This window comes from Fulvimonas yonginensis (assembly GCF_037137055.1).
In the GTDB taxonomy this organism is placed as follows: Bacteria; Pseudomonadota; Gammaproteobacteria; order Xanthomonadales; family Rhodanobacteraceae; genus Frateuria_A; species Frateuria_A yonginensis.
In genome coordinates, this window is the sequence record NZ_JBBBNY010000003.1 from 204,993 (window position 1) to 228,771 (window position 23,779).

A 23,779-nucleotide genomic window follows, 5' to 3' on the forward strand; every position below is an offset into this window, starting at 1 on the left:
GCTGGTGAGGCGAGGGCTTGGAGGTGGGATGCGAGGAATCCTAACAGCGCGCCGATCGCGCGCGCAATTTGCCGGCGATCAGCGCGGGAACAGCTCGGGCTGGATCCGGCGGATGTGGATCGCCCGCTGCTCGGCCGCGATTTGCTCCACGCGGCGTTCAGTGATGCCGTGGCGCTGCGCCAGCAGTGCCTTGTTTCGCCCGTTGTACTCGAGGTAGATCGTCCGGTCACGCAGCCAGTCCCGCAGGCGATCGCCGCGCGGCAGGTAGACCTGGCGGCCACCCAGGTATTCGCCGATCGCCATCGCGGCCTGCTGGGCCTCGGTGATCGCCTCCGCTTCGCTGCGGCCGCGCCGCTGGAAGGTGGCGCGCAGCACGTCGACCAGCTCGGCCAGCATGCTGGGCCAGTTGTCGCTGGGCGCCTCGATGCCGGCGAGCGTCGCGTCGACCGGCGCGGTCTCGAACATGTCACCCATTGCCGCCTCCGAACCTGGTGCGAATCTCCGCCTTGCGCACCTCGGCCTGCTCCGGCGTCAACAGGCCCAGGCGCACGTCCGAATCGACGCCCATCAGGGCGTTGTTCAACTCCACGCGGCGCTGGCGAGCGGCGGCATCGGTGGGTGCCTGGCTGGCGCCGGGCTCCAGGTGCCGACCGGCACGCTTGTTGGCCTCGGCGCTGCGCTCGGCCTGGGCGTCGGCCTGGTCCGCGATGCCGTAGACCACGCTGCGCAGGTAGTGGTGGTTCTGCAGCGGCAGGGTCAGGCGGGCGCGCTGGGCGAGCATCTGCTGGATGCCGTCGACCCACATGGCCACGGTGGCCGGTCGGCTGGCGCTGGTGCGCTCGTCGAGGCACACGATGCCGGTGCGCACCAGGACATCCAACGCCTCTACCAGCTTCACCGCCTTCGACAGGCGCAGCTTCTGCTTGGCGGGGCTGAACAGCGAGAGGTACTCGACGGTGGCGCGGCCGAGCGCCGGCTCCATGCTGGCCAGCAACACGCCGAAGCGCTTGCCATCCGCCTCCTGGAAGCCGGCGGCGATCGGGAAGGCTTCGCTGCAGGTGGGACAGGTCACGTGCATCGTCATTGCACCCGCGACGGCGCGCCTTCACTGATGATGGCGATCCCTTTCTCGACCGTCGACGCCATCGCTGCAGCCAGCGCACGCGCGCGGTCGTGTCCCAGGCGGCCCGCCGCGTAACCCATCAGACCTGCGTTGAGGTTGAGCAGGAACGCCTCGAAGGCTTGGTCGCTGATCGGCTCGGCCTTCAATCCGCTGATGACGCCCTCAGCGAATCGCGCGCCTGCAGTGCAGCCGATCTTCTGTTCCACGGAAATGGTCTTTTCGGTCATCAGTCGCAGCCCCCTAGCTGCGTGGGTTCATGCTTGCGCCGCTCCCAGTTGGAGCCGGCGTAGAACGCTGCCTTGAGCAGCTGGTGGATGACGCCCTGATAGACGGGCCGGATTTTCATGACCTCCGGCAGCGCCCGTCGGCGCCAGTGGTCCTGGAAGGCGGTCTTGCGCTCCTCGACCTCTTCAGGGTGCATATGCATCAGTCGTCGAAGCCAAGCTGCCTCGGAAGGCTCGGCAGACTTCGCCGTGCGGGCGTCATGCTGCCGCTCGGCATCCTGATCTGGCCGTTGCGCACATTGCGGTAGGACACATTCACCTGGTCGCCGGCGACATACACGTAGCCGGCGTCTTCGTAGTGCTCTTCGCACTCCACGGCCTGTTGGAGCAGCTGCACCAGTTTCATGCCGGCTGTCGCCGGCATCAGGTAGGTGTAGTAGCCGATCTTCACCGCGCACATGGGCTCGTTCTTCGTTTTGCCGGCCATCACTTCCTCCTTTGCCGGTTGGCGCTGATCTGCAGTGCCGCCACCAAGCGGTGCAACTGGTCCGGGCGCAGCCACTCGACACGGTCAGTCTTGAACATCCGCTTCGCGGTGCCGTGCGCGTAGTTCCAGCCCTTGCCCAACTCGGCCAGGATGGCGCCCACCTTGGCCACCATGCCGGCGACCTCATCACGCACGTTCTGCGGCGCGTCGGGCAGGCTCACGGCGTTGTCCATCTGCTTCTCGCCTTCGTCAGCCAGGCGGCGCATCTCGTCGAGCACCTTGGCCCGCCCGCGCGCGTCCAGGTCGGCCGAACTGGACACGCCAGCCACGCGCTGCAGCAGCAGCTCGTAGGTCTCGCGGTCCAGGCGCAGACGCTTGCTGGCCAGCACGTGGATCGCCGCGAGCTGGCGCACGCGAGGGTCGCCCTTCTTAGAGTTCGGATAGGTCATACGAGCCCTCCCGGGCCTTGATCTGCTGTTGCTTCTCTTTCGCCCAGCCGTAATACCGCCAGGAAGTCGCCCGGCTCATGCCGAAGCGTTCCTGAATCTGAGCGGGACGAGGCAGGCGCCCATGCAAGAGCAGCCAATGCGCGAGCCACCAGACGACGTCGGACGGAGAGGTGTCCTGGAAACCGCGGAGCTTCGACATGGCACATCTAGCCTCCCGCCTCGGGTGCTGCCACGACTTCAGTGGCGTTCGCCGACCAGGCTTCCCAGCTGCTGGCGAACATCGAGCGCACTGCCAGCCTGCCGGGCCAGCTGTAGTAGACCCGCCCGCCGCGCACGAGCTCGACCTCGCGGGTCTCGTCGGCTACCGTGATGCGGTCGCCTTGGCGCGGGTCGGTGCGAGGGTCGCGTTGCGCGCTCATGACTGGTGCTCCAGGGCTCGCGGCGACGCGCCTTTCATGGCCCGATGCAGCTGCGCCGCCTTACCGGCCAGGTAGCCGGCCTCGGCATCGTTGTCGTTGGTCTTGCCTTTGCTGGTCAGGTCACGCCCGGCGCTGGTGGTGGCGTTGGGGTGGCGCAGCCGCATCAGGTCATCGATGGCCTTGCCCTTGCCCTCGACCAACTCGGCCTTGGGGAATAGGTGGTAGATGGCACTCACCCACGCCAGGGCGAAGGTTTCGCCGCGGGCCTCGCGGTTGGCGCGTTTGCGCACGCGGGCGATGTGCCTCAGTCGATCGGCATCCATCTGGCGGCGCAGAACGGTGAAGGCATACGCCGCGACTTCGGCGGCGCCGTCCACCCCGTAGAACCGAATGACGGTCTTGCCCCACGTGCGGATGATCACCGGTTTGGCACCGAAGCCATCCGCCACCACCGACACCAGGAAGCTGAGCGACTGCGTGAGCGTCGCACCACGGCAGCGCGTGCCTACCTCGGCCTCGCCCACGTCCATCGCCTCGGCGTGGCTGATGCCGTGGGCGGCCATCATGGCCTGCGCCTGGCGAAGCGCCGCGGCGGCTTCGTTGGCGTTCGGCGAGGCGGCCAGGCGCAGGCATGCCTTGATCTTGCGAAGGATGGCGGCGCGGTTCATGGCGTCACCCCGCCTGGCGCGGTGATCCAGAGCGTGACGCACGGGACCAGGTTGATGCACAGCCGGCGGTTGGCGCGCGACCAATGCGCGCCCACCCACAGGCTGCCCCAGCGGAACAGCACGCCGGCCTTCATGCGACACCCCGCTTGCGGCGGGGCCGCTTCGGGTACTGCTCGTCAAGCCAGTCCTGGAGGCGACCGACGTCCTCAGGCAGCTCCGCCAAGCAGGCGAGGTCCATCTCGGCGATATGGTCGAGGTCTCCCCAGCACCGCGCGCAGTCGCGGAGCGCTTCCATCGCCTTGCGGACCTTCTCGATCGCGCGGCGCGTATCCCTTGCCGCGCAGCGTGCCGTGTACTCACCTCGGCTCATGCTGCCTTCCTCCGCAGGCTGAGCGGCGCGGCCTGGTCGGTCTCGCGCCACGCGTACGCGCCCCGCACCACCTGGTCAGGCGTGCCGCTGAGGTAGAACAGCTCGGAGCCGGCCTGCTTGCGATAGGCCATGAACGTGGTCGGCTCTTCGTCACCCGGCGCGAAGACGCTGATCTCCACGTCCTGCAGCGGCGCAGGCTCCTCGCCGGTCACCGGGGCCCAGGCACGCACCCGGGCGCCGATGTCGTGGAGCCACTCGCGGCGGCCATTCGGGTGCAGGAGACACCATTGGGCGCTGTCACCCAGCACGCCAGCGAGGGCGGATAGGCCTGCCAGCACCTGGTCGCGGCGGTCGGCCTCGAAGGCCAGCACATTGCGCCAGGCGCCGGACGTGTTCACCTGCAGCTGCAGGAGGTCTCCCCCAATCTCCATGTCAGACCTCCGCGATGTTGAGGGACAGGGCCTTGTACTGGCCGTTGGCGTCGCGCTTGTAGAACCGCACGTAGCTCTTGGTGCCCACGACCTGGACGGCCTCGGAGATCGCGGTCATGGCGCGCTGCCAGCGCTCGTCCTCGATGTCGAGGCGGTGCAGGGCCAGCACGGCGCCGGTGCGGATCTTGCCGGTGGCGTCGACGCGGAAGGCGTCCTGGACCAGCAGCGAGATCTCGGGTCGCGCATCGGCGGTCCACTCGCGCAGGCACTGGTCGATCAGGTCCTTGGCCGACTGCAGTCGCTCGTCGAACATGATCAGCTCGGCCATCGCGCGCAGCACCTTGAGCTCGCCGTCGAAGCTGGTGAGGTGGACGTTGCCCTTGTCGCCGCCCAGCTTCACGTCGTACTGCTCGGCGGACAACTGCACGAACGCGGCGATGTCCTGGTGCACCTTGGTCTTGAAGGCGCGTATGCGCTGGTTCAGGTCCTCGGCCTCGGCGTACAGCTCGCGCACCAGCTCGTCGCGCGTCTTGTCGATCGGCTTGATCTTGGATTCCGGCACCAGGCGCCCCTGGGCGTCCATGCGGTGGCCGGGCGGGATAGTCATCTGGTTCATTCCTGCGGTTCCTCGTCTAGGCCGCGCTCCCAATCGGCGCGGAAAATTTCGTTGGTGGTGCGGCGCATGCGTTCGCCCAGCCAGGGCGGCAGCTCGTCGTCGTCTTGGTCAGGCATGGCGCTGGGCCTCCAGGGCGGCGCGACAGGCGGTGACGCTGGTCTCCAGTGCCTGCCACACGGATTGGCTGGCGACGACGAACTCCAGGTAGGCGTCGCGGGCCTTTTCGGCGCTGTGCAGCGCTTGTTCGAGCGGCGAGCCGGGCGCGGCCTGGTCGGTCGAGTCGCTGGGTGCCGGGGCATCGGCGGACGCGGGCGAGCTGGCGATCGCGATCGCGATGCCGCCGCCCTTGGGCGCGTAGGCCTTGGCGCGCGCACCGGCGGGCTTGGACTCGAACTCGCCGCGGTGTGTCCCCTGGTGCAGCACCCGCTGGATCTTCTTCTGCTCTTCTCCTGGCAGGGCGGCGACGATGTCGGACAGCGTCATGGGCTCCGTGGCCTTGCCGAGCAGCTCCCGGACCTTGTCGATCGTCGACTCGGGCCTGTTCTGGCGCCGCCCGTTTATGGGCGTCACGTTCGCGGGCAGCGGGTCGGCCAGGGCGTAGGCCACGCGTCCCTCCTCGACAGTGGCGGTGAGCAGGCCCTGGTCCTTCAGCTCGCGGCACAGCTCGCCGACCTTCTTGCGGTCGGTGCCGACGGGCATTTGCTCCACGATCTGGTCGACGTTCATGGGCAGGCCTGCGGCGGCCGTGAGCACGCGCAGCAGCTCGGTCCGGGTGCGGGGCACGGCTTAGCCCTCCCTCTGGCGGGGTTGGTTGCCGACAACCTTCACCTTCGAGATCAGGACATCGTGCTTTTTCTCCACGATCTCCCGGGCTTCCTTCGGGCTCTTGGCGTCGACGTGGAACACGCCTTGGTCGGTGTGGACTGCGAACTTCATCTGTCAGCCCTCCCGGCGCAGCAGCGGGTGCGCTTCGCGCACGATCCACTGCACCTGGCAATCCAGGACCTTGGTGACCATCTGCAGCTCGCGCTGGTCACCGCGAACTCGGCGGACCGCGATCGAGCCCTTGAGCCATTCCGATGGCTGGTCGATGTCGATCACGGCGTAGTCGGGGCGGATGACCACCTGCTGTACGGTGCAGCCGTGCACGTGCAGGTAGGTGACGCACTTGGCGACCTTGCGGGCGGTTTCGAGCACAGCAACGCTCTGGCGCTGCAGGCGCAGTTCAATCGCCTCTTGAATGCCCTTCAAAACCTTCATGGTTGTGGCTCCAGGGGCAGCCCCAGCTGCCCGCGTAGATCCGGCAGGGCCACGCGCTTCATCGCGCTCACCTGGCGGAGAGAGGTCATGGCCCGGTCGAGCAGGAAGCCGCACGCCCGGTCCAATTCGTCGTCGGTGGCCGCGAGGTAGTAGCCATGCGAGGGATGGGCGCAGATCCGGTGGCCAGCGGTGCGCAGTGCCTCGATCACCTGGCGCAGGCGCCGTTGGTCGGCTTCGCCCTTGCGCCCCGTGATCGTGTGCACCAGCTGCTCGGCGGTGCGTCCGTGTCCCTCACCGACGCAGTGCTGCAGGACCGCCAGCACCGTGTCGGGCGTCAGGTCTTGGCTGCAGAACAGGTCGGGCTGCATGGCGGCTACCTCACAGCCGGCTCGGCCGGTTGGCCTGGTCGGATGGCGGCACGTGCAGCGCCACCTCCAACTGGTCACGCAGGGCCGCGGCGTCCGCGTCGCACATCAGCCTGGGCGGCTGCCCGGGTAGCTCGACGCGGATCAGGTCCTCGTCGCGGCGGGCGCGGATGCTCGGATCCGCGTCCAGGCTCTCGAGGTTCCGAGCCAGTTGCATGGCCTCGGCGGCGATGGCGCGCAGGAGCAGCGCGCGATGGGCGCGTGGCTCCCTACCGTTGGCGACCATGCCCAGCTCGTACCGAACCTGGCTGTGATGCGTGACCGCAGCGCAGGGAGCGGCGGTGTTGGCGGCAATGGCGGGCATGTTCACTTGCCGCCCTCCATCAGCTCGGTGGCCGCCGCGCGGACGTCCTCGCAGCACACCTGGCGGCCTTCGGCGCTGGCATGCATGCTGGCCAGGCGCAGGGTCTTGGTGAGCGTGCGCAGTGCGCCCGGGCGGCGGGCGATCTCGATCAGGGTGGCGCGGCACTTGGCGTCGTCCACACCCCAGGCGCTGATCAGCGCGACGATGTCGGCCTCGCTGCTCTGGCGCAGGTTGAGGCGCTTGCCGACGCGCGAGTACAGCCGATCCAGCTGCTGCGCGTTGCGGCCGCCAGCCATACGGGCGAACACGCCGTCATTGCCCACCAGCGCGATACCGACGCCGGTCTCGTCGTGGATCGCGCGGATTTCGTCCAGGGCAGCCACCGACAGGTGCTGCGCCTCGTCGGCGATCAGCAGGCCGTGCGTGTCGCGGATGCGCTTGGCAATGCGCTCGGAGAGTGCGAGCGCGCCGCCGACCGTGTCCAGCCCCAGGGCCTTGCACACCTGCTGCAGGCAGGTGACCACGCCCGCGGTGCTGGGCCGCATAGTGGCGATCCAGACGTTCGGGCTGGAGGCGCGGTAGTGCTCGCAGGCGCTCGTCTTGCCCAGGCCGGCGCCGCCGTAGGTCACGGCGATGTCGCCGGCCATTTGGGCGTAGGCCAGCGCACCAAGAACGCGCGCGGCAGTGGGCGTGGTCACGAAGCCCGGCGCCGTGGGCATGGTGCTGCCGGCGGCGCGGCGCGCCTGGTCGGCTTCCAGCCAGATGCGCACCTTGTTGTCGATGCCTTCGTTGTCGCCGGCGTACTTGCCGTTGAGCCACTGGTTCAAGGTGGTCGGGCTGACGCCCGCTTCCTTGGAAACGATGGCCTGGCTGAGGCGCTTGTCGCGCGCCATTGCGGCGCGGACCTGTTCGCGGAGGGCGTCGTCGCCCTGATAGATTGCGGTTACGGCTGCGGTGTCGCTCATTGTTGGTTTCCCCTTCGGTGGTGGTGCTTCGGCCTAGTCGCGGCGGGTGCGCCAACACCCGCCGCGGCGCTTTTAAAGGTGGTCTTTCTTCATCTGCTGGGCCCGCTGGAACATCAGGAGGTCGAGCGCACTCGGGCCTTCGGTGCCGGTAGCGGCGGCGCGCTCGGGTTTGGGTTCAGGCTTTTGCCCGTGGCGGACGAAGACCGGCGCGACCACGGTCGATTGCGGCAGGCTCGGCGGCGTGGCATCGGGCAGCTGGGCGGCGACCTGGGCAGCGTCCATCAGGCGCTCTGCGGCGAGCATGTCCTTGGCGGCGCGCTTGTACTGCTTGCGGCCACGTGCATGCTCGCGGGCTGCGTTGACGTCTGCGAAGCCCACGGCGGCGGTGCACGGCGCCTCGGCGATGTAGGTCCCGTCCAGCGCATAGACGTGCGCTACGCCCTGCAGGTGCCAGGGGTCGACGCGCAGCACCACCTTGCGGCCCGCGTGCTCGGACAGGGCCTCGGTCCAGTAGCGGTTGCCGGCCAGGCGCACGCTGCCGTCGATCGGGCTGGCGGTGACGGCCTCGGCGGCGAGCAGCAGCAGGCGCAGTTGCTCCTCGCTGACCCGGCGCACCGTGATGTGCGCGAGGCTGGCTGCGAACACCTGGTCGAAGCTGTGCACGCCGGCGCAGACCTTGGTGCGGCGACCGATTCGGGCGTTGTGCGCGTGAATCTCGCTGGTGACCACGCGCTCGAAGTCGGCCCACTCGATCACCCGGCTGCCGTAGTTCTCCGGCTTGTTGAGGGTGTTGTTGCCGACGTAGGCGCCGGCGAACTCCGGGTGCTTGGCGATGCGGTCGCAGAAGTCGCGCCACATGCGCTCGATCGGCTTGGCTTGGCCGTGATACGGCGTGACCCAGTGGACGTTCTCGGCGCCGACCAGGGTGGTGATCAGGCCGGCCGGGTCTTCCTCGCGGATCTTGAAGCGGTAGCGGTTGGGCGCGCCGCCGGTCATCCACTTGCTGGCGAAGGCGCGGCCGTTGTCCAGGTACACGCTGCCCGGGATGCCGAACTGGCGCAGCATGTCGCCGAAGCTCAGGCGCACCATGTCGCTGTTTTCGTTGTCGCCCAGGCGCCAGGCCAGCAGCTTGCCGCTGTAGAGGTCCTGCCAGCCCAGGATGCAGGGGCGCCCTTCGGATCCATCCGGGAAACGCACCATCAGGTCCCAGCGATGGCCGTCGGCGTTGACGCCCTGCAGGGCGGCCATCAGGGAGCGATCGCGCTCCTGCGCCGGGTAGGTCTTGAGCAAAGCCTCCTCGCCCTGGCGGGCCAGCACGCGCACCGCGCGCGGCAGCTCGCGCTCCACCTTGCGGGTGAAGGTCTTGAGGCTGGGCAGCTCCCAGCCGCGGGTGGCGGCGATACGCTGCAGGCGGTCGTAGCAGCTGCTCGCGGTGGGCTGCTCGAGGCGCAGATAGTCCGCCTTGAACAGCTCCCAGGCTTCCGGCTCGATCTCGGCGGTAGCCGTGCGGCCGGTGTAGTGCGGCAGCAGCAGCGCCAGCCAGTCCTGCGGACCGGCGTGGGCCACGTCCTGCTGCCAGCGGGCGATGCTGGCCGCGCTGCCGCCCCGGATGCCATCGCGCTGGAGCTGAGCGGCGACGGTGTCGCGCGCCTGCATCAGCGGCGTGCCGGCGCGGACCAGGGCGTTGACCGTGTGCAAGGCCCGCAGGCGCATGGCGGCCACGTCCTTCATCGGCTGCTTGGCCCGCTCGAAGCGTTGCCAGGCGGAGCGGAGCTGCTCGTCGGTCGGGGCCAGGCTGTTGCGACGGGTGGGCGCCTGCTGCGGACGCTCGCGCAGCAGCAGTGCCGCCTGGGCGGCCGGTGGGAGGCTACTGAAGGCGTATTCCCTGCCGCCGCCGCGTCCGGTACGCGGGCGGGATGTCCATCCCTCTCGGTCGGCTTTGGCGCGAATGTTTCGGTCGGTGCCCGGCATGCCCGGGAGCCCCACCAGATCGGTTGCGGCGTACCAGCGCTCGGAGATGCTGCCGTCGGCCATCAGTTGGACCTCCGCAGCGTGTCCTTCAACTGGCGGGCCTGCGTAGCCAGTTCATCGCGCTGTCGCTCAATTCGGCCCAGCTCCGCTGCTAGGGCATCGCGCCCAATGAGCATGCGCCCCCCGCGGATGCTGGCCAGCCAGTTGGAATAGAGGTGGGACTGGCAGACCACTTCGGCCACCGGTACCAGATAGGCGGGGATGTTGAACTCGTCCCTGCTCTCGGCGGTGTAGCCGTCGAGCATGTACTTGCTCACTTCCTTGCCGGCTAGGCGGCTCATATCCGATGCCACCGTCCAGCGGTCCTTGCCGGATTCACGCAGCATCTCGCCAACCAGGTGCGCCACGACGGCCCGGTAGTCCATAGACCCGGGCAACGGCGCCACCGGTCGTGGAACTTCGAAGAGGTCCAGGGTGCTGGAATCGCGGCGACGCATATCTACTTCTGCGCCGCGGATTGGTTATTGCCCCGGGCACGCCGGGTGATAGGCTGAACCAGCTTGATGTGGTCCGGCCGGCGCGGCTTCGCGCCGGGCGCACCGCGGTTGGGTGTGACCTGGTCAGCCTCGTAGCGGCTTGGCCAGATCTGGCCCGGCTTCATGCCGAGGGTGCCGGCGATGATTTGCTCGGCCTTGGGGTAAGGCCGGTGCATTCCATTCGCGAGCGCCGTGCGGGAGGTGTAGCCGTGGGCCAGCGCCAGCTGCTGCAGCGACCAGCCGACTTTGCGTAAGGCCGCGATCACATCAGCCGGATGCCAGTCCTGCGGGACTGGCTTTTTTGGCGCCGCGCTTGTGGTCATGTCTGTGGGTCCCCTTGGGTCATGTCTACGGCGCAAATATACGCTTATCTGCGGCATGGTCAAGCAGATAAGCGGCATCCGTGTTCATGCCGCGCCGACATTAGGCGGCGCAGGCTACTTTATGCGGTCAAAACAAGGGTTTGCAGCGATGTCGGACGAGAGCGGCCAAACAAAGACGAGCCATCCGGGTTACCTGGTTGAACTCGGACGACGCTTATCTGCGGTACTGGACGAGCTGCCATCACGCCAAAAGGCGGCGGACATTGCTGGCCGCTCGACCGACATGCTCAACAAGTACGAGCGTGGCGCGGCGGAGCCGCCGTTCACTGCCGTGGCTCGACTCTGCTTGGCCGCAAACGTGCGGATGGAGTGGGTCGCTACCGGCATCGGCGAAAAGAAGGCAAACCCGTGGGAACCCGCGCCAGAACACGCTTCGCAGGCTGTGAGACGTGAAGATTTGATGATGGCGATGCAGCTTGCCAGCGAGTCGTTGGGCAACAAGGTGCTGTCGCCGGCGGATCACGCCGAGCTGGTCAGCTTGCTCTACGAGCTCCTGGTGGAAGGGCTGCCCCAGGCCACGGTTCTGCGCTTTGCAAGGAAGGCTGCCGGGGTCTGAGGCCACCACAACAGGGGCTCAACCCATGAATGAAGCTCGCGTCACCCGCGTGAGGCGCCTCCTGGCCAGCGCCTCCGTGCCCGATATCGCCACCATTCGCCGCAAGCAGGGCCCGATCGGGCTTACGCGGCGCCGCTGGCTCATGCAGGAGGCACGGCTGCTGGCCTCGCGTTACTCGCTCCAGGAACACCTGGACGCGTTTGTCTATGCCCAGGACCACGAGGCCATCACGGGCCTCGACGTGGACCAGCTCGAGCAGCTGGTCGCTCACCTGGGGCGCTTGGGCGCCAACCTGGACGCCGCCTGCGACCCGCCCGGCGTTCCGCCGGCGCGCTGACGCGCCCGTGACCTGCCTTCGCCCCCGCCTCGAACGCTTTTCGAAGGCACAAAAAAGCCGGCTCGCTGCCGGCTTCAATTTGCAAATGTAGTGTCTGTGCGGTGGAATCGCGGCCCGACTTTGCAAACCTACGTCCCACGCGCCTGGCGCGCCTCAATGCACCGCAAACCCGCGCCGTTCGTGGTTTTCGTCCCGATTCATCCCTTTATTTTTCGCCTTGTCCCGGTTCCTCAAACCTGGTGTCCCCCTTCAGCCAGCGCCAGCACCTGGATCTGGATGAGCACGACGTTGCGGATGTAGGTACCCACCATTCCCAACGTGTCGCCGGAAAGCAGCGCCTTGCGGGGACTCAGGTAGTTGCTGTACTCGCGAAGATGGAGCACCGGCTTCTGCAGATCCTCCCGGTCGACGTGCGAGGCGAGGATGTCACGCGCGCGCTCGACACCCTTGCGCTGGATGAGCCCTTGCACGAACGCCCCGGCATACCCGCCACCGGAGACTGTCGACAGGTAGTGGAAGCAGCGCAGGAGGTTGTTTTCGGCCAGCGCCTGCAATACGCCCAGCGAGAACGTCGCACTGCGTATGCCGCCACCGGACAGAGCGATGCCCCACGGCCACTCATTGCCTGATTGCAACACCGGGTCGTTGTGCGTGATGAAACCGAGCTCGGCCTGCTTGATCCGCTCCCCCAGTTGGGTGGGATCGAGGCCCCGGACGGTTGCCTGCTGCTCGCTCGTTTCGTGGAGCGCACTGGCGTGATGAGACAATCGGCCACGACGCATGGGGAAACCCTCCACGCATACCGCACCCATGTGCAGCCGGGGCAGGTCCGTGGCCCGTCTCGACCGTTCCTCGCGCGGTCGAACCCGCAGCGTCCGCCCAACGGTCGGAACGCAGCAGGCTCTACGCCTGAACGTTCATTGGATAACGGGGCTCGCCAAGGGCGGATTCATGCCGCGTGAATCGGGTCTCTGCAATCGCAACTCAGATGATGGCAGCAGCAAGCGCGAGCACGATGCCGGCGAGCGCGCCCGCCACGGCATCGTCCGCCATCACGCCCAGCCCGCCTTTGAGGTGCCGATCCAGCCAGCCGATCGGCCAGGGCTTCCACACGTCGAACAGGCGGAACAGCACGAAGCCCGCCGCGACCATCCACCCGGGCGCCGGCAGCCAGAGCAGCGGCAGCAGCGCGAGCCACTGCCCGACGAACTCGTCCCACACCAGGCTGCGGTGGTCGTCCACGTCCAGCGCGCGTCCCGCGACGTTGCAGGCCCACACGCCCAATGCGAAAGCCAGTGCCAACGCCGCCACGTACAGCGATGGCGACAGGGTGCGCAGCCACAGCCAGGGCAGCAGCGCGGCGAGCGACCCGAAGGTGCCCTGCGCGACCGGCGCCAGGCCGGAGCCCAGGCCGCAGGCGATCCATCCCGCGGGCGAGGCCAGCAACCGGCGGCGCTGCGCGGGGGTGAGTTTTTTCCTGTCGACCATCGGTATTCCCGTACCTGTAGGAGCGAGCGTGCTCGCGATGCGCTTCGCAAGGGGCCGCACAAGCTATCGCGGGCACGCCCGTTCCTACAAATGCGGCGCCCGTGCTACCGAGCGAAGTGATCCCAGCCGACCGATGACGGTACCGCCGCGCCCGGCACGCGCACACCTTCGCCTGCCACGATGCGACCGATGCGGCTCACCGGACAGGCCACGGCGGCCAGCGCCGACTCCACGTCGGTCACGTCCTCGGGCGACACGGTGAAGCAGAGTTCGTAGTCGTCGCCCCCCGCCAGCGCGCACTCGCGCGCGGCCGCCGCACCGAACACCGTCCGCAGGGCGGCCGACAGCGGCAGCGTCTCCACGTCGAGCTCGGCTCCCACCCCACTGGCCGCGCAGAGGTGTCCGAGGTCGGCCAGCAGGCCGTCGGACACGTCGATGCACGCGTGCGCACGCGTGCGTAACGCCAGCCCTGCGCGCACGCGTGGCGTCGGACGGTCGAGCCGGGCGAGCAGATGGGCGTGATCGACACGCATGCGATCCGGCATGGCGCCCTCCCGGGTGAGGCGCAGGCCGCCGGCCGCGTCGCCGAGCGTGCCGGTGACCATGATCGCGTCGCCCGGTCGCGCGCCCGCCCGCGTCAGCGCCTGGCCGGATGGCACGAAACCGTGCACCGCCACGCTGAGGCACAACGGGCCGCGGGTGGTGTCGCCGCCGACCAGCGCCAGGCCGTGCTCGCCGGCGAGCTCGGCGAAGCCCTCGGCGAGGCCGTCGACCCAGCCGGGCTCGGCCGACGGCAGGGTCAGCGCGAGCAGGGCCCAGGCCGGCGCGGCCCCCATCGCGGCCAGGTCCGACAGATTCACCGCCAGCGCCTTCCAGCCGATGGCGGCCGGCGCGGTGCCCCGCGGGAAGTGCACGCCTTCGACCAGCGTGTCGATCGCCACCGCGAGTTCCTGCCCGGCCGGCACGGCCAGCACCGCCGCATCGTCGCCGATGCCCAGGCGCACGTCCCCGCGCGCCAGCGCGGTGCGTTCGCGGATGCGGTCGATCAGGCGGAATTCCATCGCAGCGCCTCAAGGGGGGCATGCAAGCAGAGCATTCGCGCGGGGCCGATGGCAAGCCGCATCTGTGCCGAAGGGCATGCCGCCGGCCCGCCGGGATGCTGGCAGAATCGGCGCGATTCCACGGGAGACACCCATGCGCCATGCCCTGCCCCGTTTCATCCGTACGCTCCCCGCCTCGCGCCCGCAGCGGATGCTGCTGGCGGGCCTCGCCCTGGCCGCCGCCGGGGTCGCGCCGGCCATCGCGGCGGCGCCCAGCGCCGCGCCGCTCGCGCCGGTGCATGCCTTCTTCGACGGCATGGCCCGCTACGACCAGGCTGCCATGCGCGCGCAGGTGCTGCCCGAAGGCACCGCCACGCTGATGCGCCACGGCAAGCCCGTGCAGCTCACCCTCGGCGCCTTCGTCGACCACGTGAAGCCGGGCAAGGAGCGCATCGAGGAGCGCATCGGCACACCGAAGGTGCTGGTGGACGACGACCTGGCCGTGGTCTGGGCGCCCTACACCTTCCTGCTGGAGGGCAAACCGCATCATTGCGGCACCGACGTGTTCAACCTGGTGCGCGTCGACGGACAGTGGCGCATCGCGGCGATCGCCGACAACAGCCGCGACTGCGGCAAGTGACCGGGCTCTGGCCGGCAGGCCGGGCCGACACCCGGCCTGCCTAGCGGGCGCCCTTCTCGGCCGCGCGCAGCTCGCCGGCGAGCTTGTCGAGCACGCCGTTGACGTAGCTGTGCCCGTGGTCGGCGCCGAAGCGCTTGGTCACCTCGATCGCCTCGTTGATCACCACGCGGTAGGGCACGTCCAGGCGGTACTTCAGTTCATACGCGGCCAGGCGCAGCGCCGCGCGCTCGATCGGGTCGATCTGCGCGACCTCGCGGTCCACGTAGGGCTCGAGCGCGGCGTCGAGGGTGTCGACGTGGGTCTCCACGCCGTGCAGCAGGTCCTCGAAGTAGTCCTGGTCGGCCACCTCCATGTCCTGCTCGTGGCGAAACTGGTCGATCACCGCGTTCATGTGGCTGCCGGACAGCTGCCAGGCGTAGAGCGCCTGCAACGCGCGCCGGCGGGCGCGCGAACGGGCGGCCAGGTCGATACCTTGGGGTGCGGCCATCACAGCTTCCCGTACAGGTTGACCATCTCCAGCGCGGCGAGTGCGGCATCGGCGCCCTTGTTGCCAGCCTTGGTGCCGGCACGCTCGATCGCCTGCTCGATGCTGTCGGTGGTGAGCACGCCGAACGCCACCGGCACGCCCGAGCTGTATGCGGCTTGGGCCAGGCCCTTGGCGCATTCGCCGGCGACGTAGTCGAAGTGGGGGGTGGCGCCGCGGATCACCGCACCCAGCGCGATCACCGCCGCGTAGCTGCCGCTGTTGGCGAGCTTGTGCGCGGCCAGCGCGATCTCCCAGGCGCCGGGCACGCGCACCAGGTCGATCGCCTCGTCCCTGACGCCGTGGCGCACCAGCGCGTCGCGCGCACCGGCCACCAGCGGCTCGACCACGAAGCCGTTGAAGCGGCCGGCGACGATGGCGAAGCGGCCGGAGGGCGTGGCGAAGTCGCCTTCGATGATCTTCATTGGGTGGGTCCTCGGGCATGGCGGCCCTCGCAGGGCCGGTCATTTTAAGGGTTTGCAGGCCCGCCGTGCACGAGGCCCGGCAGGAACGAGCGTGCTCGCGATGCTCTTGGCTCGGGTGTGGCTCCGAGCGAAAGGCATCACGAGCACGCTCGCTCCTACGAGGCGACGGCACGCAGGGCGCCTGCAGGCAGGTGCGGGTAGTTGCCGAAGCGCAGCGTGGCCTCGCCGCCGCTCACGTGCAGATGCGCCTCGGCGCCGAACGGCAGGGTGAGCTGGCGCGCGCCGTGGCCGTGCGGCAGGCCGCGGATCACGGGAATGCCGGCGATGCGTTCCAGTTCCGCCAGCGCCGCGGCGAGGTCGTAGCCGTTGTCGCGCGGCCCCGGCCGGCAATGCTCGAAATCCCCCAGCACCAGCGCGCGCTGGCGACCGAGCACGCCGGACAGGTGCAACTGGTAGAACAGCCGCTCGATGCGGTACGGCGGCTCGCCCAGGTCCTCGACGAACAGGATGCCGCCCTCGACGGCCGGAAAGTAGGGCGTACCCAGCAGGCTGCACAGCACCGCCAGGTTGCCGCCCCAGAGCGGGCCGCGCACGTCCACCTCGGCCTCGCCGGCGCCCGCCCACGCCGCGCCGCCCGGGGTCGCGGAAAGCGTGCGCCAGAAATGATCCCAGGTGAACGTGGGGAACGGCTCGGTCCCCAGATCGGCCAGCAGGGGACCGGCGAAGCTGCGCACGCCGCTGCGGGCGTAGAGCGCGAGCTGCAGGGCGGTGAAGTCGCTGTGCCCGACCAGGGCGAGAGCCGAGCCGGCCAGCCGCTCGCGCAGCGCATCGTAGTCGAGCCGGTCCAGCAGGTGCGCCGCCCCGTAGCCGCCGCGCGTCACCAAGGCGACGTCCGGCAAGGTGTCGAGCTTCGCCAGGGCATCGAGATCGCCCGCGCGTTCGGCCGCGGTGCCGGCGAAACGCAGCTGCGTGCGCGCCAGTACCTCCTCGCCCTCCACCGTGCAGCCGGCCTCGCGCAGGCGCGCGATGCCGCGTCGCATGACGGCGGGATCGTGGGCGTAGCCGGAGGGCGCGATCAGGCGGATGCGGGCGTGGGGCATGGCTCGGTGTCCGGGGCAATGCGGCTGATGCTACGACATACGGCAGCCACCTCTCCGCAGGACGCGCTTGCTCCCGATGCTCCTGGCTCGCCGGCCCGGCGCCGGGCGGAAGGCATCGCGAGCAAGCGCGCTCCTGCGAGCGGCGCCCTAGACGTATTCGACGACCTCCAGGTCGAAGCCCGCCAGGCCCACCAGCTTGCGCGGCGTGCCCAGCACGCGCAGCCTGTGCACGCCCAGGTCGGTGAGAATCTGCGCGCCCAGGCCGAGCTGGCGCCATTCCTGCTGCTGCGCGTCCTGCGGCGCCAGCGCCACGGCCTGGCGCCGGAGCCGCGCGAGCAGCGCGTCGGGGGTGTCCTCGCCGGAGAGCACCAGCAGCACGCCACGCCCTTCGTCGGCGATGCGCCGCAGGGCAGCGGTGACGGTGAGTCCGAGGTCGTCGCGGATCAGGTGCAGCACGTCCGACAGGGTATTGCGCACGTGCACGCGGGTGAGCACCGGCGCGCCGTCTTCCACGGTGCCGCGCACCAGGGCGTAGTGCAGGCCGCGGCGGATCACGTCGCGGAAGGCGACCAGGCGGAACGGGCCGAACTCGGTCTGCACCTCCTCCTCGTGCACGCGCTCGATGGTCTTCTCGGTCTCCAGGCGATAGCGGATCAGGTCGGCGATGGTGCCGATCTTGAGCCCGTGCTTCGCGGCGAACGCCTCCAGCTCGGGGCGGCGCGCCATCGAGCCGTCCTCGTGCAGGATCTCGATCAGCACCGCAGCCGGCTCCAGCCCGGCCAGCGCGGCCAGGTCGCAGCCGGCCTCGGTATGGCCGGCGCGGGTGAGCACGCCGCCGGGCTGCGCGGTGAGCGGGAACACGTGGCCGGGCTGCGAGAGGTCCTGCGGTCTGGCGTCCGACTTCACCGCCACCTGGATGGTGCGCGCGCGGTCGTGCGCCGAGATGCCGGTGGTGACGCCCTCGGCCGCCTCGATCGAGACGGTGAAGTTGGTGTGGTAGGGCGAGGTGTTGTCGCTCACCATGGGCCTGAGGCCCAGCTGGCGCGTGCGCTGCTCGGTCAGCGTCAGGCACAGCAGGCCGCGCGCCTCGCGCACCATGAAGTTGACGTCCTCCGGCCGCACCATCTGCGCGGCCATGACGATGTCGCCCTCGTTCTCGCGGTCCTCGTCGTCGAGGATCACGACCATGCGGCCGGCGCGGATGTCTTCCAGGATTTCGGGGATGGTGTTGAAGGGCATGCGTGCGATCCGTTTGGTGTTCCCTCTCCCCCTGGGAGAAGGCGCCCCGGAGGGGCGGACGAGAGGCTCGGGCGGAGCGACAACCCGCGCCCGCCCGAGCCCCTTCGGGCGGGAGAGAGGGCTCGATCAGGCGAAGCCGTGCTGCCTGAGGAAGGCCTCGTCCAGCTTCGGCGGCTGGCCGCTGCCGATCAGCCGTTCGACGTAGCGCGCGATCACGTCCACCTCGATGTTCACCGGATCCCCCGCATGCCTGGCGTGGAAAGCCGTGTATTCCACCGTGTGTGGGATCAGGTTCACGCCGAAGCGGTTGCCGGCCACCTCGTTCACCGTGAGGCTGGTGCCGTCGATGCAGATCGAGCCCTTGGCGGCGATGTAGCGGGCCAGGCCCGCCGGCACCTCGAACACCCAGCGCTGCGAACGGGCATCGGGCGTCACCGACACGACCTTGCCCACGCCGTCCACGTGGCCGGACACCAGGTGCCCGCCGAGCCGGTCGGCCAGGCGCAGGGCCTTTTCCAGGTTGACCGGATCGCCGGCCTTGAGCCGACCCAGCGTGGTGAGCGAGAGCGTCTCGTTGGACACGTCCGCACTGAAGCCGCGCGGCTCCAGCGCCACCGCAGTCAGGCACACGCCCGACACCGCGATGGAATCGCCGAGTTGCACGTCGGCCAGGTCGAGGTCGGCGGTATCCACGTACAGCCGCACGTCGCCGCCGCGTGGTTCGAGCCGCGCCACGCGGCCCACGCTCTGCACGATACCGGTGAACATCAGCGCACCTCCTGGTCGGAGGCTGCGAACGAACAAACAGGAAGGGACATGAAACGTTCTCCGCGACGGGTCGGCGAAAAACGCCCCAAGGCACGAGGCCGACGCACCGCAGGGCCGTTCGACCACACCGCGATGCGACCTGCCGTCTTCTTTCATCCGGACTGTGGGCCGCCCCGGCGAACCGGGATGGCGTGACCGTCGGCTCCGGCGTCTGACCGGATCTGCTGACCCCTCGCATGGCGAAGGCGCTCGCGGGCTCGTGTCCTTGCGTCCGTCCGGACACCTACCGCCGGTGGGGAGTTCCACCCCGCCCTGAAGACGTCGTTGTTGCCGGCAAGCCGGCCGCGCAAGTCTAGCAGCACGCGGCGGTCAGGTCCGCATCATCGCACCGGACAGGTAATCGATGAGCCGTCGCAGCGCCGGGGTCCGATCCGCGCCCGGCAACCACAGCAGATGCACCGGGAAGGCCGTCAGCTGCCAGTCCGGGAGCACCTCGACCAGCCGCCCTTCGGCCACCAGGCCGGCGGCCATGTACTCGCCCTGCAGGCCGATGCCCACGCCGGCGAGCACCGCGTCGCGGATGGCCTGGGAGTCGTTGCAGGTCATCACCGGGTCGATGCGCACCGGGCGCCGCTGTCGCTGCCGGCTGAACGACCACAGGGTGCCGCGGCGGTAGCCGCTGAAGGCGATGCAACGGTGCGCCTTCAGATCGGCGGGTTCGACCAGCGCAGGAGCCGAGGCGAGATAGGCGGGCGAGGCGCAGGGGAAGTAGCGCATCGTGCCCACCCTGCGCGCCACCAGTTGGACGTCGTCCAGCCGCCCCACGCGTACCGCCAGATCGACCCTGCCGGCGACCATGTCCACATAGGCGTCGTCGTAGACCGCCTCGATGCGTACCCCCGGGTGTTCGCACATGAAGCCGGCCAGCAACGGCGCGATGCGGTAGCGGCCATAACTGGCCGGCAGATGTACGCAGAGACGACCGGCCAGCTCGCCGTCGGGCGGCCGCAGGCCAGCGGCGAGATCGGTCATCACCGCCTCCATGCGCTGCCACTGCGCGAACAACTGCTCACCGCGCCGGGTCAGCGCCATGCGCCGCGTGGTGCGCAGGAAGAGCCGCGCGCCGACGACCTCCTCCAGCGCCGCGATGCGCCGGCTCAGTACCGATGGCGTGCAGCCGACCTCCAGCGCCGCCCGCGAGAAGTTGAGTCGCCGCGCCGCTGCGGCGAAGGCCCGCAACTCGCGCAGGCGGGTCGGCGTGAGTTCGAAGGATTGATTCATAATTCGAACAGAAGATGGACCATTCGTGCGGATTATCGCAGGCGCCCGATGGCGGGACCATGTGCCGCGTTCCCGTCACGGAGCCACATCAATGCGTGCCATCCAGCTTTCCGCTTTCGATCTCGATCATCTGCAACGGGTCGACCTGCCCGCCCCGCGTCCCGGTCCGAGTGAGGTGCTGGTCCGCATGGAGGCCGCCTCGCTCAACTTCCGCGACTACATGCTGGTCAGCGGCCAGCTCTATCGCGGCGTGCAGTTGCCGATCGTGCCGGTATCCGACGGTGCCGGCACCGTGGTGGAGGTCGGCGAGGCGGTGACCCGCTTCAAGCCCGGCGACCGCGTGACCACCTTCTACAAGTCGCGCTGGATCGCCGGCGCCATGCGGCCCGAATGGGAGGGTGCCGAGATCGGCGCTCCGCATCCGGGCGTGATGCGGGAGCTGGCCAGCTTCGACCAGTACTCGCTGGCTCGTGCGCCCGGCCATCTCACCAGCCTGCAGGCCGCCACGCTGCCGATCGCCGCGCTCACCGCCTGGCAGGCGCTGGAGCTGGCCCACGTCACCACCGGCCAGACCGTGCTGCTGCTCGGCACCGGGGGTGTCTCCCTGTTTGCTTTGCAGTTCGCCAAGTTGCGCGGTGCGCGGGCGATCGTGCTGTCGTCCAGCGACGACAAGCTGGAGCGCGCGAAGGCGCTGGGCGCCGACATCGGCATCAACTACGCCAGGCATCCGCAATGGGGCGCGCTGGTGCGCGAAGCCAGCGGCGGCATCGGCGTGGATGCGGTGGTCGAGACCGTCGGTGCGGCCACCCTGGCGCAATCGCTGGAGGCTGTGCGCATGCATGGTTTCGTCGGCGTGCTCGGCTGGCTCGGCGGCATGGAGGCCACCCTGCCGCTGGCCAGCGTGGTGCTCAAGCGCGTTCGGGTCGAGGGCATTTCGGTCGCGCCGCTGGAAGAACACGAGCGGATGGTCGCGGCGATCGAGGCCACCGGCCTGAAGCCGGTGATCGACCACGTCTACGGCTTCGCGCAGCTGCGCGAGGCGTTCGAGCACCTCGCCGCCGGCCGCCACTTCGGCAAGCTCGCCATCGACTTCAGCCTCTGAGGCCTCCCATGCGCCTGCTCTCTCCCCTGCGCCGCGCTGCACGCGGCCTGCTGCTGCCCGCCTTGCTGCTCGCCCTCGCCACCCTCGCCCACGGCGCCGGGGTGCCTCCCGACATCCGCCTGTACGTGCTCGACTGCGGCCACCTGGAGATGCGCGACATGCGCCTGTTCGACGACAGCGGCGCGCTGGATGGCAAGCCCGGCGCGATGTCCGTGCCGTGCTTCCTGATCCGTCATCCGAAGGGCACGCTGCTGTGGGACACCGGCCTGGGCGATACCCTCGCCGACCAGCCGGGCGGCGCGGAGCTGGCTCCCGGCATCCGCGGCACCGTGCGCATGAAGCTGGTCGATCAGCTGGGAGCGCTGGGCTTGTCGCCCGCGGACATCGATTACCTGGCGTTTTCGCACTGGCACGAGGACCACACCGGCAACGCCAATCTGTTCGGCGGGGCGACCTGGATCCTGCAGCGCCGCGAGCTTGCCGCAGCCACGGGCAACAAGCCGCCGCCTTTCGAACCGCTGGCGCCGGTGAGCGCCTGGCGCAGCGCGCGCAAGCGCATCATCGACGGGGACACGGACCTCTTCGGCGACGGCAGCGTGCGCATCCTGTTCATGCCCGGACACACGCCCGGCCACCAGGTGCTGGAGATCCGCCTGCCGCACGCCGGCGCGGTCTTGCTGGCGGGCGACCTCTACCACAGCCGGGAGAACCGCCGGTTCGGGCGGGTACCACGGGTCAACGTCGATCGCCTGCAGACGCTCGAGTCGATACGCCGTTTCGAAGCGATCGCCGTTCGCGACCATGCGCGCGTGGTGATTCCACACGATCCGCGCGACGTCGCCGCCTTGCCGCACTTCCCTGCGTTTCTCCACTGAGCGGAGTCTGCTTTCCCGCGCCGGGTCCGGCAGTCACCGCGACGGGCGCAGGCGCAGCCGCCAGTCGCTGCCGACCGCCCGCTGCTCGACGGGATTCAGGCGCCACCGCTGGGCCATGTCGGTAAGTGTCGGCAGGTGCAGCAGGGGACGCGCGGCATCGCCCAGCAGCACTGGCGCCACATAGAGCAGCAGTTCGTCGGCCAGCCCCTGCGCGAACAGCGCTCCGCAGAGCGTGGGGCCGGCTTCGACGTGCAGTTCGCTGACCTGGCGCCGCGCCAGCTCGGCCAGTGCGGCATCGAGGTCCAGGTGGCCCCCGGCGACCGGCAAGGCCACGCGCTCGACGGCCAGCAAGTGGGCCGGTATGGCGGCTTCGGCGGCATGCATCAGCAAAGTGGGTGCGTCCGCATCCAGGACGCGGCTGCCGGCCGGCGTGCGGAGCCGGCGGTCGAGGATGACGCGCAGCGGCCTGGGACCCGCGGCTGCGGGATTTTCACGGCCGTCCGGCGGACGCACGGTGAGCCGCGGGTCGTCGGCCAGCACGGTGCCGCTGCCGGTGAGGATGGCCGAGCTGCGCGCGCGCCAGCGCTGCACGTCGGCGCGCGCGGCCTCGCCGGAGATCCACTTCGATTCGCCGTTCGCCAGGGCCGTGCGGCCGTCCAGGCTCATCGCCAGTTTGACCCGCACCCAGGGCCGGCCGCGCTCGATGCGGCTGAAGAAGCCGATGTTGAGCTCGCGCGCCGCCTCCCGCAGCAACCCCGTTTCCACCGCGATGCCTGCAGCGCGCAACCGCGCGATCCCCTGCCCGGCCACCTGCGGGAACGGGTCTTCGGCCGCGATCACCACCCGCGCCACGCCGGCCGCCACCAGCGCATCCGCGCACGGCGGCGTGCGGCCGAAATGGGCGCAGGGCTCCAGCGTCACATAGGCGGTGGCGCCGCCGGCCGCCGCGCCCGCCTCGCGCAACGCGAACACTTCCGCGTGCGGCTCGCCCGCGCGCGCATGGTATCCGGTGCCGACCACGCGCTCGCCGTGCGCGATCACGCAGCCCACGCGCGGGTTCGGCTGCGTCGTGTACAGCCCGCACTCGGCCAGGCGCAGGGCGTGCGCCATGTGCCGATGGTCAAGCGGGGAAAAACTGGCTTCGGCTGACAACGCGCTTCCTCCGACACGTAGGAGCGAGCTTGCTCGCGATGCCTTTGCCTCCGGCGCCGGGAGCGTCGCGAGTAAGCTCGCTTCTGCGGCTTTCGCGTGGCTACTTCGACGGTGCGCGCTTGCCGCTGTTGAGCAGCGGCAGCTGCAGTTCGGCCAGGCCGGGCAAGTCGCGCTCCAGCTTCTCGATCTCCTCCCGGAACGCCTGCACGTCCTCGAAACGACGGTAGACCGAGGCGAAACGTACGTAAGCCACCTGGTCGAGCTTCTTCAGCTCGCGCATGACCAGCTCGCCGACCTGGCGCGACGGCACTTCGCGCTCGCCGCTGCGGCGCAGGTCGTTGACGATCTCGCGCACCGCCTCGTCGACGTCCTGGCTGGCCACCGGCCGTTTCTGCAGCGCGCGCTCGAAGCTGGTGCGCAGCTTGCGTTCGTCGAACGCCTCGCGCCGCTCGCCGCTCTTGATGATGGCGGGCAGCTTGAGCTCGGCGGTCTCGAACGTGTTGAACCGCTCGCCGCACTGCGGGCATTCGCGACGACGGCGCACGGTAGCGCCGTCCTCGGCGAGCCGCGAGTCGATCACGCGGGTGTCTTCGTGCTGGCAGAAGGGGCAGTGCATCGGTGA

The 23,779-nt window shown here is 69.5% G+C and carries 38 protein-coding genes and 1 riboswitch; of the genes, 5 read left to right on the plus strand and 33 right to left on the minus strand.

The genetic code is table 11. From position 1 onward, the window contains the following. Positions 1-78: 78 nt before the first annotated feature. From WAT24_RS06780 to WAT24_RS06885, 22 genes are all read right to left on the minus strand, one after another. Positions 79-474: a Mor transcription activator family protein gene (locus WAT24_RS06780; protein ID WP_336807074.1), complete on the minus strand. Its 396-nt coding sequence runs from the start codon at positions 472-474 to the stop codon at positions 79-81. Next, positions 467-1,072 carry a hypothetical protein gene (locus WAT24_RS06785; protein ID WP_336807075.1) on the minus strand — a complete coding sequence of 202 codons (606 nt, stop codon included), beginning with the start codon at positions 1,070-1,072 and terminating at the stop codon, positions 467-469. Before WAT24_RS06785 ends, WAT24_RS06780 begins: the two co-directional genes overlap by 8 nt. An 8-nt stretch (positions 1,073-1,080) precedes the next feature. After that, positions 1,081-1,350, minus strand: coding sequence for a hypothetical protein (locus WAT24_RS06790; RefSeq protein WP_336807076.1), 270 nt, complete (start codon positions 1,348-1,350; stop codon positions 1,081-1,083). Next, positions 1,350-1,544 (minus strand): hypothetical protein, encoded by a 195-nt coding sequence (locus tag WAT24_RS06795; RefSeq protein ID WP_336807077.1) that lies wholly within the window; start codon positions 1,542-1,544, stop codon positions 1,350-1,352. The genes WAT24_RS06790 and WAT24_RS06795 overlap by 1 nt, the downstream gene beginning before the upstream one ends. Before the next feature lie 5 nt (positions 1,545-1,549). Beyond that, the gene (locus tag WAT24_RS06800) at positions 1,550-1,834 is read right to left on the minus strand and encodes a hypothetical protein (protein ID WP_336807078.1); all 285 of its coding nucleotides are present in this window, start codon (positions 1,832-1,834) and stop codon (positions 1,550-1,552) included. After that, positions 1,834-2,283: a phage protein GemA/Gp16 family protein gene (locus WAT24_RS06805; protein ID WP_336807079.1), complete on the minus strand. Its 450-nt coding sequence runs from the start codon at positions 2,281-2,283 to the stop codon at positions 1,834-1,836. The genes WAT24_RS06800 and WAT24_RS06805 overlap by 1 nt, the downstream gene beginning before the upstream one ends. Next, on the minus strand, positions 2,264-2,482 hold the full coding sequence (locus WAT24_RS06810; RefSeq protein WP_336807080.1) for a hypothetical protein: 219 nt from the start codon (positions 2,480-2,482) through the stop codon (positions 2,264-2,266). The genes WAT24_RS06805 and WAT24_RS06810 overlap by 20 nt, the downstream gene beginning before the upstream one ends. Before the next feature lie 7 nt (positions 2,483-2,489). Then, positions 2,490-2,702 (minus strand): hypothetical protein, encoded by a 213-nt coding sequence (locus WAT24_RS06815; protein WP_336807081.1) that lies wholly within the window; start codon positions 2,700-2,702, stop codon positions 2,490-2,492. After that, a complete protein-coding gene (locus WAT24_RS06820) occupies positions 2,699-3,370 on the minus strand; it encodes a DUF7168 domain-containing protein (protein ID WP_336807082.1) in 672 nt (223 codons plus the stop codon). Before WAT24_RS06820 ends, WAT24_RS06815 begins: the two co-directional genes overlap by 4 nt. Beyond that, the gene (locus WAT24_RS06825; protein WP_336807083.1) at positions 3,367-3,504 is read right to left on the minus strand and encodes a hypothetical protein; all 138 of its coding nucleotides are present in this window, start codon (positions 3,502-3,504) and stop codon (positions 3,367-3,369) included. The genes WAT24_RS06820 and WAT24_RS06825 overlap by 4 nt, the downstream gene beginning before the upstream one ends. After that, on the minus strand, positions 3,501-3,740 hold the full coding sequence (locus WAT24_RS06830) for a hypothetical protein (RefSeq protein WP_336807084.1): 240 nt from the start codon (positions 3,738-3,740) through the stop codon (positions 3,501-3,503). Before WAT24_RS06830 ends, WAT24_RS06825 begins: the two co-directional genes overlap by 4 nt. Further along, positions 3,737-4,171 carry a hypothetical protein gene (locus tag WAT24_RS06835; RefSeq protein ID WP_336807085.1) on the minus strand — a complete coding sequence of 145 codons (435 nt, stop codon included), beginning with the start codon at positions 4,169-4,171 and terminating at the stop codon, positions 3,737-3,739. Before WAT24_RS06835 ends, WAT24_RS06830 begins: the two co-directional genes overlap by 4 nt. A 1-nt stretch (position 4,172) precedes the next feature. Next, entirely contained in the window at positions 4,173-4,787 is a 615-nt protein-coding gene (locus tag WAT24_RS06840) for a DUF3164 family protein (protein ID WP_336807086.1), read from the minus strand. 108 nt (positions 4,788-4,895) lie between these two features. Then, entirely contained in the window at positions 4,896-5,570 is a 675-nt protein-coding gene (locus tag WAT24_RS06845; RefSeq protein ID WP_336807087.1) for a hypothetical protein, read from the minus strand. Between the two features lie 3 nt (positions 5,571-5,573). Next, the gene (locus WAT24_RS06850) at positions 5,574-5,723 is read right to left on the minus strand and encodes a hypothetical protein (protein WP_336807088.1); all 150 of its coding nucleotides are present in this window, start codon (positions 5,721-5,723) and stop codon (positions 5,574-5,576) included. Between the two features lie 3 nt (positions 5,724-5,726). Further along, complete coding sequence (locus WAT24_RS06855) at positions 5,727-6,047, minus strand: hypothetical protein (RefSeq protein ID WP_336807089.1); 321 nt, start codon at positions 6,045-6,047, stop codon at positions 5,727-5,729. Beyond that, entirely contained in the window at positions 6,044-6,415 is a 372-nt protein-coding gene (locus tag WAT24_RS06860) for a hypothetical protein (protein ID WP_336807090.1), read from the minus strand. Before WAT24_RS06860 ends, WAT24_RS06855 begins: the two co-directional genes overlap by 4 nt. A gap of 10 nt (positions 6,416-6,425) precedes the next feature. After that, a complete protein-coding gene (locus WAT24_RS06865) occupies positions 6,426-6,782 on the minus strand; it encodes a hypothetical protein (protein WP_336807091.1) in 357 nt (118 codons plus the stop codon). Further along, the gene (locus WAT24_RS06870; RefSeq protein ID WP_336807092.1) at positions 6,779-7,741 is read right to left on the minus strand and encodes an AAA family ATPase; all 963 of its coding nucleotides are present in this window, start codon (positions 7,739-7,741) and stop codon (positions 6,779-6,781) included. The genes WAT24_RS06865 and WAT24_RS06870 overlap by 4 nt, the downstream gene beginning before the upstream one ends. 72 nt (positions 7,742-7,813) lie before the next feature. Continuing rightward, on the minus strand, positions 7,814-9,775 hold the full coding sequence (locus WAT24_RS06875; protein ID WP_336807093.1) for a transposase domain-containing protein: 1,962 nt from the start codon (positions 9,773-9,775) through the stop codon (positions 7,814-7,816). Continuing rightward, entirely contained in the window at positions 9,775-10,209 is a 435-nt protein-coding gene (locus WAT24_RS06880; RefSeq protein WP_336807094.1) for a hypothetical protein, read from the minus strand. The genes WAT24_RS06875 and WAT24_RS06880 overlap by 1 nt, the downstream gene beginning before the upstream one ends. Before the next feature lie 2 nt (positions 10,210-10,211). After that, a complete protein-coding gene (locus WAT24_RS06885; protein WP_336807095.1) occupies positions 10,212-10,571 on the minus strand; it encodes a helix-turn-helix domain-containing protein in 360 nt (119 codons plus the stop codon). 55 nt (positions 10,572-10,626) lie between these two features. Between WAT24_RS06885 and WAT24_RS06890 the strand changes: the two genes are divergently transcribed. Then, the gene (locus WAT24_RS06890; protein WP_336807096.1) at positions 10,627-11,187 is read left to right on the plus strand and encodes a hypothetical protein; all 561 of its coding nucleotides are present in this window, start codon (positions 10,627-10,629) and stop codon (positions 11,185-11,187) included. 25 nt (positions 11,188-11,212) lie between these two features. Then, entirely contained in the window at positions 11,213-11,524 is a 312-nt protein-coding gene (locus tag WAT24_RS06895; RefSeq protein WP_336807097.1) for a hypothetical protein, read from the plus strand. A gap of 230 nt (positions 11,525-11,754) precedes the next feature. Here WAT24_RS06895 and WAT24_RS06900 read toward each other — a convergent pair whose 3' ends face one another. The 3 genes from WAT24_RS06900 to thiL form a co-directional block, all read right to left on the minus strand. Next, on the minus strand, positions 11,755-12,306 hold the full coding sequence (locus WAT24_RS06900; RefSeq protein ID WP_336807098.1) for a patatin-like phospholipase family protein: 552 nt from the start codon (positions 12,304-12,306) through the stop codon (positions 11,755-11,757). Between the two features lie 202 nt (positions 12,307-12,508). Then, positions 12,509-13,012 (minus strand): phosphatidylglycerophosphatase A family protein, encoded by a 504-nt coding sequence (locus WAT24_RS06905; RefSeq protein WP_336807099.1) that lies wholly within the window; start codon positions 13,010-13,012, stop codon positions 12,509-12,511. 104 nt (positions 13,013-13,116) lie between these two features. Beyond that, positions 13,117-14,073, minus strand: coding sequence for a thiamine-phosphate kinase (gene thiL / locus WAT24_RS06910; RefSeq protein ID WP_336807100.1), 957 nt, complete (start codon positions 14,071-14,073; stop codon positions 13,117-13,119). Between the two features lie 133 nt (positions 14,074-14,206). On the opposite strand from thiL, the gene WAT24_RS06915 reads away from it, so the two are divergent. After that, positions 14,207-14,692: a nuclear transport factor 2 family protein gene (locus WAT24_RS06915; protein ID WP_336807101.1), complete on the plus strand. Its 486-nt coding sequence runs from the start codon at positions 14,207-14,209 to the stop codon at positions 14,690-14,692. A gap of 40 nt (positions 14,693-14,732) precedes the next feature. Here WAT24_RS06915 and nusB read toward each other — a convergent pair whose 3' ends face one another. The 6 genes from nusB to WAT24_RS06945 all read right to left on the minus strand — a co-directional run bounded on the left by nusB (position 14,733) and on the right by WAT24_RS06945 (position 20,028). Beyond that, positions 14,733-15,179: a transcription antitermination factor NusB gene (nusB, locus tag WAT24_RS06920; RefSeq protein WP_336807102.1), complete on the minus strand. Its 447-nt coding sequence runs from the start codon at positions 15,177-15,179 to the stop codon at positions 14,733-14,735. Continuing rightward, positions 15,179-15,640 carry a 6,7-dimethyl-8-ribityllumazine synthase gene (ribH, locus tag WAT24_RS06925; RefSeq protein WP_336807103.1) on the minus strand — a complete coding sequence of 154 codons (462 nt, stop codon included), beginning with the start codon at positions 15,638-15,640 and terminating at the stop codon, positions 15,179-15,181. The genes nusB and ribH overlap by 1 nt, the downstream gene beginning before the upstream one ends. Before the next feature lie 155 nt (positions 15,641-15,795). Then, on the minus strand, positions 15,796-16,740 hold the full coding sequence (locus tag WAT24_RS06930) for an LD-carboxypeptidase (protein WP_336807104.1): 945 nt from the start codon (positions 16,738-16,740) through the stop codon (positions 15,796-15,798). Between the two features lie 147 nt (positions 16,741-16,887). After that, positions 16,888-17,979: a bifunctional 3,4-dihydroxy-2-butanone-4-phosphate synthase/GTP cyclohydrolase II gene (gene ribBA / locus WAT24_RS06935; protein WP_336807105.1), complete on the minus strand. Its 1,092-nt coding sequence runs from the start codon at positions 17,977-17,979 to the stop codon at positions 16,888-16,890. A gap of 126 nt (positions 17,980-18,105) precedes the next feature. Further along, on the minus strand, positions 18,106-18,747 hold the full coding sequence (locus WAT24_RS06940; protein WP_336807106.1) for a riboflavin synthase: 642 nt from the start codon (positions 18,745-18,747) through the stop codon (positions 18,106-18,108). Positions 18,748-18,887: 140 nt separating this feature from the next. Continuing rightward, a riboswitch (FMN riboswitch) is annotated at positions 18,888-19,071 on the minus strand. 45 nt (positions 19,072-19,116) lie between these two features. Then, positions 19,117-20,028, minus strand: a complete 912-nt coding sequence (locus WAT24_RS06945) for a LysR family transcriptional regulator (RefSeq protein WP_336807107.1) — start codon at positions 20,026-20,028, stop codon at positions 19,117-19,119. Between the two features lie 91 nt (positions 20,029-20,119). On the opposite strand from WAT24_RS06945, the gene WAT24_RS06950 reads away from it, so the two are divergent. Both WAT24_RS06950 and WAT24_RS06955 read left to right on the plus strand, forming a co-directional pair. Beyond that, positions 20,120-21,130: a zinc-dependent alcohol dehydrogenase family protein gene (locus tag WAT24_RS06950; RefSeq protein WP_336807108.1), complete on the plus strand. Its 1,011-nt coding sequence runs from the start codon at positions 20,120-20,122 to the stop codon at positions 21,128-21,130. Between the two features lie 8 nt (positions 21,131-21,138). Next, on the plus strand, positions 21,139-22,005 hold the full coding sequence (locus WAT24_RS06955) for an N-acyl homoserine lactonase family protein (protein ID WP_336807109.1): 867 nt from the start codon (positions 21,139-21,141) through the stop codon (positions 22,003-22,005). A gap of 33 nt (positions 22,006-22,038) precedes the next feature. Here the strand turns inward: WAT24_RS06955 and ribD are convergent, their stop codons facing one another. Continuing rightward, positions 22,039-23,115, minus strand: coding sequence for a bifunctional diaminohydroxyphosphoribosylaminopyrimidine deaminase/5-amino-6-(5-phosphoribosylamino)uracil reductase RibD (gene ribD / locus WAT24_RS06960; protein WP_336807110.1), 1,077 nt, complete (start codon positions 23,113-23,115; stop codon positions 22,039-22,041). Between the two features lie 142 nt (positions 23,116-23,257). Beyond that, positions 23,258-23,773, minus strand: a complete 516-nt coding sequence (gene nrdR / locus WAT24_RS06965; protein WP_336807111.1) for a transcriptional regulator NrdR — start codon at positions 23,771-23,773, stop codon at positions 23,258-23,260. Positions 23,774-23,779 lie beyond the last annotated feature (6 nt).